Raw genomic sequence first — 12418 nt, 5'->3', positions numbered from 1 at the left:
CCGGGATTCTTCGCTGCGCTCTGAATGACACGGAAGGTTCATACCTTTACAAGCTTCTTCTTCCTGGCGCGTTCTTCGAGTTGGCGTAACTGCTCGGTTAGCAGCTTTCGCTGCGCCTGTAATTCTTCGAATCGCTGCGCTACTTCCGCTCGGGTTTCAGGGTCTGCTTTCGTCATGAAACGCTCGTCGTTCAGCCGAGCCTCGTGCTGCGCAGCGTGTTTGTCGACCTCGGCAAGCTGTTTTTCTATCTTTTGCCGGGCAACATCGAAATCGAACCCTTCGGGCGCGTCGATCGCGACCTCAGCCCACAGCAAGTGCCCCGATACCGCACGCTCCCCCGTCGCCCTTCCAACATTCAGACTCTGAAGCTTTCCCAACGTCATCACGTACGAACTCCACGTCTCGATCTCGCCAGCTCCCTTTGCGTCGTTTGGATTAATCACCGCAGTGACGCGCTGGCCTGGATGCCATCCGAGCAGCGAGCGGAGCGAGTTGATCGCCTCCGTCGCCTCGATGCAATGACTCATCGCGACTTCTTCCGCTGGCGACAGGGGATTGGTTGCCGATGGCTCCGGATACTTCGCGATCGGTAGATGCGCCGCGAGATTCTGCTCGTCTATGTACGGGTGAATCACTTGCCAGATTTCTTCCGACACGAAGGGCATGAACGGGTGCAGCAGGCGCAGCATCTTGTCGAAGACGTTGATTAGCACCCATCGCGCGGCTGCCTGGCGCTCGCCGTCGGCTTTGAGCGGCTCTTTCGACAGCTCGATATACCAGTCACAGAACTCGTGCCAGATGAATTGGTACAGTTTCATGGCAGCGACGTTGAATTCGTAGGCGTCGATCGAGCTACTGACTTCGCGAATCGTGTCGTCAAGGCGCGACAGGATCCATCGCTCAGCCAGTCCAAGTTTTGCGATCTCAACTTTCGGCAGCGGTTGCGCCGCGCCTTCGAGGTTCATCATGACGAAGCGGGCAGCGTTCCAGATTTTATTCGCGAAGGCGCGCGACGCGGCGAACCTGTCGTGCGAGAGGATTACATCGCGGCCTTGCGCGGCCAACTGCGCCAGCGTGAAACGGACCGCGTCAGCGCCGTATTGTTCCATCAAGTCGAGCGGGTCGACCACGTTGCCCTTCGACTTGGTCATCTTCTTGCCGAGTTCGTCGCGCACTAGCGGCGTAATGTACACGTCTTTGAACGGGACCTTGTCGGTGAACTCGAGCCCAAACATCATCATGCGCGCGACCCAGAAAAAAATTATGTCGAACCCGGTCAGCAGCAGGCTGGTCGGGTAGTAGCGCGCGAAGTCTGCCGTCTCTTCCGGCCATCCGAGCGTCGACATCGGCCACAGGCCCGAACTGAACCAGGTGTCGAGCACGTCGGCATCCTGCACGATGTCGGAGCCGTCGCATTCGGGACATCGCGACGGGCGCTCCGCTGCGACGATCAAATGATTGCATCGCACGCATCGGTACGCGGGTATCCGATGGCCCCACCACAATTGCCGCGAGATACACCAGTCGTGGATGTTCTCGAGCCAGTTGAAAAAAACGTTCTCCCAACGCTTGGGATGAAAGGTCGTGTCACCCTTACGGACCGCTTCGATCGCGCGATCGGCCATCGCGCGCATCGCCAGGAACCACTGCTCGGAGAGCATCGGCTCGACGATGGTGTCGCATCGCGAGCATACGCCCACAGCGTGCTTATGCGGCTCGATCTTTTCCAGCAGCCCAGCAATCTCGAGATGTTTGACGATTTCCTTGCGCGCATCCTCGCGCGACATTCCACGATACGGGCCGCCATTCTCGTTGATATGCGCGGTGCCATCGAAGATCGAAATCTGCTCGAGGCCGTGACGCTTGCCCAATTCGAAGTCCACCGGATCGTGCGCGGGCGTGACCTTCAGCGCGCCGGTGCCGAATTCGCGATCGATCGCGGCATCGGCAATTATCTTTATCTCGCGCCCTAGCAGCGGCAGCCGGAGCGTCTTGCCGACGTACGACTTGTAGCGCTCGTCGCCGGGATTCACGGCAACCGCGGTATCACCGAGCATCGTCTCGGGCCGAGTGGTTGCGATCGTGATTGAGCCGGAACCGTCGGCGAGCGGATAGCGGATGTACCAAAGGCTGCCCTGGACGTCTTTGTGATCGACTTCGAGATCGGACAGCGCCGTTTCACATCGCGGGCACCAGTTGATCAGCCGCATCGCGCGATAGATCAGCTTCTTGTTGTACAGATCGACGAAGACTTTCGTCACCGCTTGCGACAGGCCCGCATCAAGCGTGAAGCGCTCGCGGCTCCAGTCGCATGACGCACCGAGGCGGCGCAATTGATTCAGGATTCGATGGCCGTAAGTCTCGCGCCATTGCCAAACGCGATCGACGAACGCGTCGCGGCCGAGCTGATGACGGTTCTTGCCCTCTTTCGCGAGATCCTTTTCGACCGCGTTCTGCACCGCGATACCGGCGTGGTCGGTGCCGGGCAGCCAGAGCGTGTTGTAACCCTGCATCCGGCGCGTGCGCACGATGATGTCCTGCAGCGAGACGTTGAGCGCGTGCCCAAGATGAAGCTGGCCGGTGACGTTCGGCGGCGGAATAACGACAGAGAAGACTTTGCCCGGGCGCGCGGGATCGGCGGTGAAGTAGCCGAGGTCGATCCACAGCTGAAACCATCGCTCTTCAGCCGACTTGGAATCGAAAGTTTTGGGCAAATCCACCAGTATCGCTCCGTCGAAAAAAGGGCGCGGACGCCCTTCGCTCAAATCATATTGTCCTGCCGGTCGCCTCTCAAGCGCGTGGCGTTGATGCAGATGCGTCGGTCGATCTACAGCTTGTAAAATCGAGGCGGTTAATAATATCGTGCGCTTGCTTGGATTTGGGGACGGGCCGTATTCGAATGCGGAGGAAATACTTCATGGCAGACTTGTTTCGGAGAATGGGTATTGCAGCCGCGCTTGGAACGTTGATTCTCGCGGGCGGGATTTCGGGCTGCAGCTCGATGATGTCCACCGACCATGTCGATTGCAACGTCGTGAAGTTGCAGCAGCAGTCGGGTCGCTCCGACGCCGAGATCGCGTCTGCCATCGGCGCCAGCGAAGCGGACGTCGCGAAGTGCCATGGCGCGGAATCGTCGAGCAACAAGGCCTCGCAAGGGGTACCCTCGACCTATTGAGCGGCCGCCGACCGCGTTTTTCACTGCGCCAGCCAAATGTTGGATTGGTGCGAGAGAGGGGACTTGAACCCCTACGAGCTTGCGCTCACAAGGTCCTGAGCCTTGCGCGTCTGCCATTCCGCCACTCTCGCGAGCCGGGTCAAGAGTATACGGTTTAACCGGCTGATGATTCCAATTCAAGACAGGTTTCGATTTTTCGCGCGGACGTCTTGAGCGCGTGGCGCGGGTGCAACACAATCAGCGACTACGATGAGTGAGCGGGTTCGCGGCGCGGTAGCGCTGGCGCCGGCGCCGGGAGCGTCATCGCTCGCGCTGGACTTGAGTGCGGGCGACGGCCTTTCGAGCCGGATGCTGGCGGAGCGCGGTTGGCGCGTCGTCTCGACTGAGTATCGCACCCGCAAGCCCGGCTGGATTGCGGTCAACCTCGACAACGATTTACCGTTTGGCACCGCGAGCTTCGACCTGGTGATGATGCTTGAAGTGATCGAGCATCTCGCGGACATCCCGCATATGCTCGGTGAAATCGCGCGCGTGATGAAACCGGGCGCGGTCGCGATCGTCACGACGCCGAATCGCCTGAACGTCAGCTCGCGGATACATTACCTGCTGAGCGGCTACTACAAAGGACGGCGCGCGCCGCTGGCGTACAAATATCGCGTCGCCGACGGCCGCAACTGGCACGTGATGGGCCTCAACGACCTGCACTGGATCGCGTGGGGGGCGGGACTGCGGATGGACGCTCTTGGCCGCAGCCGGCGCAAGCTGAGATCGCGAATCCTCGCGCCGGTCCTGTGGCCGTTCATCGCGGGCTTCTCGTGGATACTCTACGGGCGCGTGAAAGATCCGAAGCAGCGCGAGATCAATCGCGAGCTGCTCGGCTTCATGACCAGCGCGAGCCTGCTGATGGATGAAAATATCATCATGCGATTTCGCAAAATTGAAGGGCGTTGAAGACAACTGCCATTATCGCGACGCACAATCGCCCCGACTCGCTTCGGCGGTTAGTGGCGAGCCTCGCGCCCGAAGTCGCCGCGGGATCGCGCGAGATTATCATCGCCGAGAACGGCACGCTGGCGCCGACGCATCTTACGATCGAAGGCATACCGCTCGAGCATCTGCACGAACCGCGCGCCGGAAAGTGCCGCGTTCAAAATCGCGCAATCGCGCAAGCGTCTGGAGAGATCCTGGTGTTTCTCGATGACGATCTGGTCGTCGCGCCGAGCTACATCGAAGCGGTCGAAGACTTCTTCGACAAGCATCGCGAGTTCGCCGCGATGAAAGGGCGGATCCTCCCGGCCGAAGATCCCAAGAAAAAAGTCGGGCCGATGGCACCGTATCTTGACCTGCCGATCGCCGACCACGGCGAACAAGTAGTCGAGGTGCGCGGCGTGCTCGGCGCGAACATGGCTTTTCGCGCGGACGCGATCAAGCAAGTGGGACCGTTCGACGAGCGTCTTGGTCCCGGCGCAGGCGGACATGAGGAAGAAACCGAGATGTCCCACCGGCTGCGGCGCGCGGGGTTTCGAATCGGATACGCGCCAAAGGCGCTCGTCTATCACGACGTTGACCCGTCGCGGGCGAATCGCGAACGCTTCATTAAAATTGCGCGCGAGCGTGGGCGATGCCGGATGCTGCATGAGAAACATTCCGCGCTCGACGTGATTGCAAAGAACGCAATCGCGATGACACGGCTGCGAATCGCGCAATTGACGCGCGCGGACCTCCCGCGAATCGCCCGCGAGGAACGCCGTCTCGCAATCGCGCGCGGAATGTTCGACGGCCTCGGCGGGTGAAGTGGTGCGCGTTGCACGCGTGTGGCTCGAACCGCAGTACCCTCACCTACCGTCGGCTGAGGCCGCCGGCCTCCTCTCCCACAACTAAGCGGGCGAGGTATAAAGAAAAGAGCCGGGATTCTTCGCTACGCTCTGAATGACACGAAAAAAGTTCTAACAGGGACGAAGTCCCGCATCCTTCTTTCGATGGGTGCAGGGGTGACCCCTGCCGAAGGAAGCGTGAAACCCACCGCGGGTTTCACATTAGATAAAGTGTATTGCCGCGCGCGCTCTACCCTATCGATCCGATCAGCGCGTTCAATTCTTCGGCATATCGTGTCCAGGTGAATTTTTCTGCTGTCGCTCGCGCTTCAGCGCCGAGACTCGCGGGCGCGTCGAACAGTGCGCCGAGGCGGAGCGCGACTTCGCCGACATCGTTGGGGTTCTCGACTCGAAACCCGCGCATCGACGGCGGGATAATCTCGGCGACGCCGGAGAACGCACTGGTCATTGGCGGCAATCCGCTGGCCATCGCTTCCATCACGACGTTGCCGAACGGTTCGAACAGCGAGGGCATCGCGAATGCGTCCGCCGCGTGGAAGATTGTCTCGACGTTCGGCTGCGGTCCGGTGAAGACTATTCGCGTGCCGACGTTGAGCGCGCGAGCGCGCCTCGCGAATTTGTCGGTCTGTCGATCGGCGCCGGCCACCATCAGAAACGCGCCGCCGGCCACCAGCGGCCATGCTTCTATCAGGAATCCCAATCCCTTGCGGGCGAAGCCGTTGCCGACGAATGCGACCACGCGCGCGCTGGATGGAACCGCGAACTTCTGGCGGATGGCGGCACGTTCCGACGGGCCGGTTGCAGGTCGGAAGCGCTCGAGGTCGACGCCGTTGTAGATCGTCAGTGTTTTCTCCGGCGCCAAACCGAATTCGCGAATCAGATCGTCACGGACGAAATTTGACACCGCGATCACGCGCTTGAGGCCGGGACTGCGGAAGGCCTGACGCTCGACGATCATCTGCACTCGATGATACGGGGTAATGCGCATCGCGGTCGCACCGATCACACCGCGCCATTTTCGCGCCGCTCGCACATAGCTGGCATGAGCGCCGCCGCCGGATCGCATCACGTCTGCCCCGACGCATCGCGCGAAGCTGAGCACCATGTCAGCTCCCGCGCGACGTGCCGTGGGCGCCGCAGTCCACCCGAAACGCAGCAGCGACAACGTGCGTCCCAATCGCGGGCCGGGGCCGACGCGACGGATATCCCACTCGCCGGTTGCGCCACGGATCTCATCAGCGAAGATCGTGATCTGATGCCCCGCCGCGCGCAGGTATTCCGCCGTGATGATCAGATCGCGCTCGGTGCCGCCGCCCGCGCTATCGAAACGGCGGGTCAGCAACGCTATCCGCATCGAATGACGCTCCGCCCCGACGCTCTGAAAAGATGCGTGCTCGCTTCCCGTGTGATAATTTGCCGCGCAGGAGGCGAGGTGGAGGAATGATCGAAATTCAATGCACCAGTTGCCACACCCGCTACCGTATCGATGAGCGGGTCCTGCCCGACGATACTCCGACCTTCAAGTGCTCGCGATGCGGCCATGTGTTCAACGCGGACCCGGTGCCGGCGAGAGTTCGCAAAATGGCGCCGCCAGAGCCAGAGAGTCCGCAACAGCCCGAGAACGAGTCGCAGGCGCCGCGAACTATTCGCCCCGCGCGGCCGCGTGCGAGCGAGCTCAAGTCGCCGGTTGAAAGCGACGTGGTGAAGCGCGAGGTTGCCAGCGAGGCGCGACAGCCGATTGCGCCCAAGCCCGAACCTCGCCCGCAGAGATCGGAACCTCGCGCGCAACGAGTCGAGCCCGTACGACCGCGCGAATCCTCTGCGCCGCAGACGCCGCCAGCGCCTGCCAAGCCGCCGGCTGATCGAAAAGAGAAACCTACGGAGGAACCGCAAACCGATGATCCGCTTAATCGCACCTTCGGCGACCGCGATCCGCAAGCCGATACCGGCGAAAATCTGAAATTCGATTTTAGCGACGAGCGCGGTGAAGTCGGTGAAGCGTCGGCGGAGAATGAGCTGGAACGTCCTGAGCCGCCCGACAATGATTGGCAGGTGGGCGATGCGCCGGCCGATTTCGAACACGCGCCGAGTCGCCAGCCGCCCAGCATGATGTCCGATCCGCAGCCGGCTCCGCGACCGACGCCCACCACGGTGCGTCGTATGGCGGCCCCTCTGGAAGCCGAGATGCCTCGATTCGTGCAGCCGCCGACTCGCGCGAAATCCACCGGGTTCCAGCTCGGCCATGCCGAAGAGGACGACACCGCCGAGGAAGCCTCGCCCGGGCCGACTCATGCCTCCGGGGTTTTTCTCGCGCTGTTTTTCTTCGTCGCGATCGCTTTTCTCGGCGCGAGCGCGCTCATCTGCGACGAGCCGGTTGCGAGCGCGCGAATTCTCAGCGGCGCTCCGCGAATCGGCGATTACTTCGCGCGTCCGATCGTGCCCGCGATGCTGGTGACGCTGCATGATGTCCGCTCGGAGTACTACTCGCTGAAGGGCGGCCATGTCGCGCTGGTGATTACCGGCACCGCGCAGAACGTGGGCAACCGCCCGCTGCACCTGGTCGCGATCGACGCCGATCTGATTGGCGCCGGCGCCAGTCCGATCTCGAACCTGAGCGTCTATTGCGGCAACGAACTCTCGGCCACGATGCTCGGTGAAATGACGCCGCGCGAAATCGAATTTTCTCAGGGATTGAGCCCGCAGAAGACGTTCACGATTGAGCCGTCGGCGTCGGCGCCGTTCCTGATGGTGTTCATCGATCCTCCAGCGGGCGCCGGCAAGATTAGAGTCTCGGTTTCGAAGGCCGAATCCAGCTCGACCGTCGCCCCTCCCGCCTGAGCCTCGCCGCCCGCGATTTATTCCTTCTCGCGCGCGAGCAGCTCGGTGTACTCGTCGGCGTCCATCAGGTCTTCGAGATCGCTCATGTCGGTGATCTTCACCTTGATCAGCCATCCGTCGCCGTACGGATCTTCGTTGACGGTCTCGGGGCTCTCGGGCAGGTCTTCGTTGATTTCGATCACAGTGCCTGTCACCGGCGCGTATATATCGGAAACGGCTTTGACCGACTCAACCACGCCGAACGGATCGTCCTTGCTGACCTTGTCGCCGACCGCGGGCAATTCGATGTACACGATCTCGCCCAACTGGTCCTGCGCGTGATCGGTGATTCCAACAGTCGCGACCGTGTCTTCAGTCGCAACCCATTCGTGCTCTTTCGAATATTTGAGTCCCTGGGGGATCTCCATGATTCCTCCGTAGATCGCGAGCGGCGCGTATTTCAAGCCCCGGCGCGCGCGCAGGTCGATCGCGATCACATCCAATGTCATGAAGCGCAGCGGCGCGAGTTTTGTCAAGTTCCTACTCGCACCCGAGCTTGCATGGATTACACACCTGACTCTTGACTGTCGAGCGTCGATAGCGTTAGCGGTCGCACGCGCCGCGATTGCCTGCCGCTCGTCGCCCGCCGTATCGTCGATGCGCGCGCGACCATCGGCCATGCGCGCAAGGCGCGGAGGACTCATCTGCATGAATGTCGGAATTCCGACTGAAATAAAATCCGACGAGCAGCGCGTCTCGCTGACTCCGGCCGGCGTAGCCGCATTGCGCACGCACGGTCATCGCGTGACGGTGCAGTCGGGCGCCGGAGTCGGCAGCGGATTTTCCGACCGCGACTATCGCAACGCGGGCGCGTCGATCGTAGCCGGCGCGGCCGGCGTATGGCGCCGTGCCGACCTGATCCTCAAGGTCAAGGAACCGCTGCCGCCCGAGTACCCGCTGATGCGCCCAGGGCTGATCGTGTTCACCTATCTTCATCTCGCCGCGGACCCTCGCCTTACGCGAGAGCTGGTGAGCCGCCGCGTAACCGCAGTCGGCTACGAAACTATCCAGCTCGAAGATTCGAGCCTGCCATTGCTCGCGCCAATGAGCGAAGTTGCGGGACGTCTCGCGATTCAGGCCGGCTCATGGTGCCTGCAGGCGCGCAGCGGCGGTCGCGGCGTGCTGCTCAGCGGGGCGTCGGGCGTGCGGCCGGGCAAGGTGGTCGTGCTCGGCGGCGGAATCTCAGGCCTCAACGCATGCCGGGTGGCGGCGGGCGTCGGCGCCGAAGTGACGATCATGGATATCAACCCGACTCGTCTCCGCTACCTGGGCGATTTGCTCGGCGGTCGCGTGACCACCGTGATGTCGAATCGCGCGACGCTCGAAGAGGAGGTAACCAATTGCGATCTGGTGATCGGCGCGGTGCTGGTTCCCGGCGCGCGGGCGCCGCGGCTGCTCAGTGCGAAGATGGTTTCGCGGATGCGTCCGGGCGCGGCAATCGTAGACCTATCGATCGATCAGGGTGGTATCGCCGAAACGTCTGCGCCGACCACGCACGCGCGGCCGACCTTCATCCGCAACGGCGTCGTGCACTACTGCGTAACCAACATGCCCGCGATGGTTCCGCACACGTCCACCTACGCGCTGACCAACGCGACGCTGACCTACGCGCTTGAGATCGCAGACTGCGGCATCCTCGAAGCGGGCCTGCAAAACCCAGCAATCCGCCACGGCCTGAACACCTACGACGGCCACGTCGTCCATCCGGCGGTAGCGCGCGCCCTCAAAATGAAACCGCACTCCCCCTGGAAGTAGGTTTACCTCACCCCCGGGGAAAGGATGGCGCGCGCTTCGCGCGCCAGGTGAGGGCGCTTGCATTCAGCTCGATGCTAGCGTCCTCACCCGCCGCTCGCGGACTCTCGTCGACCTCTCCCGAAAGAGCGGTGAGAATTGTTCACATTAAATTAAGTGATCTACCCTTCTAATAGATCCCGTTCGGACCGGTGTTATATCTCTGCTGCCCCGACTTGAGTTCGCCGTACGTACCGGTTTCAAACCGCTTGACGTTTTGCGTCAGGTTGAGATCGCCGTGCAGATCCGCGACTGCTTCCTTCGCGCCTTCCTGCGCGATTTCATGAGCGCGCACCCAACGGCCGGAGCGCTGTACGAAATTTGCGAGATCGAAAAGGTTCTGGCTCAACGCCGCTTGCGACTTGGCGAACTTCGCGGTCCAAACTACTTGCTTGCTCTTGAGATCGACGAACTTGAGCGAGAACGTAACCGACGCCGGACTCGCCGCGGAATAGTCCATGCCGACGCGTTCCTGGTAGCGCTCGACGGTGCCATATAGCACGCCGTCTGCCGAGACTTCGCGGCCCAGCTTGAGCGCGTTCTCATCGAGGTTCGCGAACGTGGTCGGCGGCAACTTCTGCATCGCCTGGTCGACATCCTGCGCCGGAATCGGATCCCATCCACCTGCCATCGCGACCTGGCTGTAGAGCTCGGCGCTTATCGCCTCAGCGGCTCCTGGAGCCAGCGGCTCGCCAGCCGTGGGATCCTCTGCCAAGGGCATCACGGCGATGCGATTGATCGTGATCGTTTTGATCGATCGCACCGCGTGGGTCTTCACGTCGCGCTGATTGATCGCGTCGCTCACCGCCCCGGTCGTGGAATTAACCGCGTCCGCCGCGATCGTGGTGCATCCCGCCGCCATCAACAACGCGCCCGCCACCAAAGCCAGCCGCGCGGACGCCAGCGTCCAACTGATTTTCATGACGTCACCTTGATCGACAATTCCTTGAGCTGGCGCGGATCGACCTCGGATGGTGCGCCGCTCATCGGGTCAACCGCCTTCTGCGTTTTGGGAAACGCGATCACGTCGCGCAGCGAGTCGGTGCCGCAAAGCATCATGCAAATTCGATCGACTCCAAAAGCGATTCCGCCATGGGGCGGCGCGCCGTACTTGAGAGCGTCGAGCAAAAAGCCGAAGCGATCGATCGCTTCCTCGCGCGTGAGCCCCAGTAATTCAAATACCTTCATTTGCAGCTCGCGGCTATGGATACGAATCGAGCCGCCGCCGAGTTCCTGGCCGTTGAGCACCATGTCGTAGGCGAGTGCGCGGGCCTTGAGCGGCGCCGACTCGAGCATCGCAAGATCGTCGGGATTAGGCGCGGTGAAAGGATGGTTCACGGAGACCATGCGCCTATCCTCGGCGCTGTAGTCGAACATCGGGAAATCGACGACCCACAAAAATTTCAGCTCGTCAGATTTGTCGAGTCCGAATTTCGTCGCGAGCTGCAAACGAATATCACCGAGAACCGGCCGCACCTTGTCTGGCTGTCCCGCGACCATCAGCATCGTATCGCCCGTTTTCAATTCCGCAGTGGAGGTCGCGGCGGCTCTCTCGCCGTCGCTCAGATATTTTGCGATAGGTCCCTGCCAAGCGCCGCCCTCGCCAACTTTTATCCACGCCAGTCCCATCGAATGGCGCGACTTCACCGATTCGGTAAGCTCGTCGAGCTCGCGACGGGTCAGCGGATGGTCGCCGGTAACGTTGATTCCATAGACGGACTCGCCGCGCGCGAGAATTTCCGCAAACACCTTGAACGACGTACCCGCAAACGCGCTCGTGAGATTTTTCAGCTCCATCGCGAAGCGAAGGTCAGGCTTGTCGATTCCGAAACGTTCGATCGCCTCGGAATACGGCATCCGCGGAAACGGCGGCTTCACGTCGATACCGAGCACGCTCCGATAAACCGACGCGATCATTCCCTCCGCGATCGATTGGATATCTTCAGGGCGCGGGCACGTCATCTCGATATCGATCTGGCTGAACTCGGGCTGCCGATTCGCGCGCAAATCCTCGTCGCGGAAACATCGCGCGATCTGATAGTAGCGATCGAAGCCGCCAATCATCAGGATCTGCTTCAACAACTGCGGCGATTGCGGCAGCGCGTAGAACTTCCCGGGGTTGACGCGGCTCGGCACCAGGTAATCGCGCGCGCCCTCGGGCGTCGATTTGAAAAGAATCGGCGTCTCGACGTCGATAAACCCGTTTTGATCGAGATGGCTCCGCACCGCCTGCAAAGCCTGATGACGTCGGCGCAAATTGCGCTGCATCTCGGGACGGCGCAGGTCGAGATAGCGGTACTTGAGCCGAATCTCCTCCGCAGTCGCCTCGCCGTCGGCAATCTGAAACGGCACGGGAGCCGACGCGCTGAGAATCTCGAACGCGCTTACCGCTATTTCGATCTCGCCGGTCGGAAGCTCGGCGTTGACGGTGCCCTCGGCGCGGCGGACGACTTTGCCCTTCACCGCTACATAAAACTCGGAGCGGACGTCGCCCGCAGCCTCGTGCGCCTGGCCGCTATGCGCCGGATTCAAAACGAGCTGCACGATTCCGTCGCGATCGCGAAGATCGATAAAGATAAGACCGCCGTGATCGCGCCGCGTCTGCACCCATCCCCAAAGCGCGACCTCGCGGCCAACGTCGGTCGCACGAAGCGCGCCGCAGTAATCAGTTCGAGTCCACGGCGGCAGCGGAGAATATTGCTCAGTTTTTCCCATTACAGTTGAAATTCGTCCCGTCGGT

General features: G+C 61.6%; 10 protein-coding genes and 1 tRNA gene. 5 read left to right on the top strand and 6 right to left on the bottom strand.

Annotation, left to right across the window (positions count from 1 at the left end; genetic code table 11):
- Positions 1-38: 38 nt before the first annotated feature.
- Complete coding sequence (locus WB650_RS02565) at positions 39-2720, bottom strand: valine--tRNA ligase (RefSeq protein ID WP_422306879.1); 2682 nt, start codon at positions 2718-2720, stop codon at positions 39-41.
- A gap of 197 nt (positions 2721-2917) precedes the next feature.
- Between WB650_RS02565 and WB650_RS02560 the strand changes: the two genes are divergently transcribed.
- Complete coding sequence (locus tag WB650_RS02560) at positions 2918-3175, top strand: hypothetical protein (protein WP_422306878.1); 258 nt, start codon at positions 2918-2920, stop codon at positions 3173-3175.
- Positions 3176-3220: 45 nt separating this feature from the next.
- Here the strand turns inward: WB650_RS02560 and WB650_RS02555 are convergent.
- Positions 3221-3306, bottom strand: a tRNA-Leu gene (locus tag WB650_RS02555).
- Between the two features lie 118 nt (positions 3307-3424).
- Between WB650_RS02555 and WB650_RS02550 the strand changes: the two genes are divergently transcribed.
- Positions 3425-4126 (top strand): class I SAM-dependent methyltransferase, encoded by a 702-nt coding sequence (locus WB650_RS02550; protein ID WP_423959301.1) that lies wholly within the window; start codon positions 3425-3427, stop codon positions 4124-4126.
- Positions 4123-4968: a glycosyltransferase family 2 protein gene (locus tag WB650_RS02545; RefSeq protein ID WP_422304991.1), complete on the top strand. Its 846-nt coding sequence runs from the start codon at positions 4123-4125 to the stop codon at positions 4966-4968. The genes WB650_RS02550 and WB650_RS02545 overlap by 4 nt, the downstream gene beginning before the upstream one ends.
- Before the next feature lie 271 nt (positions 4969-5239).
- On the opposite strand, the gene WB650_RS02540 is transcribed toward WB650_RS02545, so the two are convergent.
- Entirely contained in the window at positions 5240-6364 is a 1125-nt protein-coding gene (locus tag WB650_RS02540) for a glycosyltransferase family 4 protein (protein WP_422304993.1), read from the bottom strand.
- Between the two features lie 86 nt (positions 6365-6450).
- On the opposite strand from WB650_RS02540, the gene WB650_RS02535 reads away from it, so the two are divergent.
- Positions 6451-7848 (top strand): zinc-ribbon domain-containing protein, encoded by a 1398-nt coding sequence (locus tag WB650_RS02535; RefSeq protein WP_422304995.1) that lies wholly within the window; start codon positions 6451-6453, stop codon positions 7846-7848.
- 17 nt (positions 7849-7865) lie between these two features.
- Here WB650_RS02535 and gcvH read toward each other — a convergent pair whose 3' ends face one another.
- Positions 7866-8531: a glycine cleavage system protein GcvH gene (gene gcvH / locus WB650_RS02530; protein WP_423959299.1), complete on the bottom strand. Its 666-nt coding sequence runs from the start codon at positions 8529-8531 to the stop codon at positions 7866-7868.
- A 4-nt stretch (positions 8532-8535) separates the two neighbouring features.
- Between gcvH and ald the strand changes: the two genes are divergently transcribed.
- Positions 8536-9642 (top strand): alanine dehydrogenase, encoded by a 1107-nt coding sequence (gene ald, locus WB650_RS02525; protein ID WP_422304999.1) that lies wholly within the window; start codon positions 8536-8538, stop codon positions 9640-9642.
- A 166-nt stretch (positions 9643-9808) separates the two neighbouring features.
- Here ald and WB650_RS02520 read toward each other — a convergent pair whose 3' ends face one another.
- Together WB650_RS02520 and aspS are read right to left on the bottom strand one after the other, a co-directional pair.
- The gene (locus tag WB650_RS02520; RefSeq protein ID WP_422305001.1) at positions 9809-10600 is read right to left on the bottom strand and encodes a hypothetical protein; all 792 of its coding nucleotides are present in this window, start codon (positions 10598-10600) and stop codon (positions 9809-9811) included.
- Positions 10597-12393, bottom strand: coding sequence for an aspartate--tRNA ligase (aspS, locus tag WB650_RS02515; protein ID WP_423959297.1), 1797 nt, complete (start codon positions 12391-12393; stop codon positions 10597-10599). The genes WB650_RS02520 and aspS overlap by 4 nt, the downstream gene beginning before the upstream one ends.
- Positions 12394-12418 lie beyond the last annotated feature (25 nt).

It is taken from the genome of Binatus sp. (SeqCode) (assembly GCF_049584895.1).
Taxonomy (GTDB): domain Bacteria; phylum Desulfobacterota; class Binatia; order Binatales; family Binataceae; genus Binatus.
This window is presented reverse-complemented; position numbering and strand designations above follow the sequence as displayed.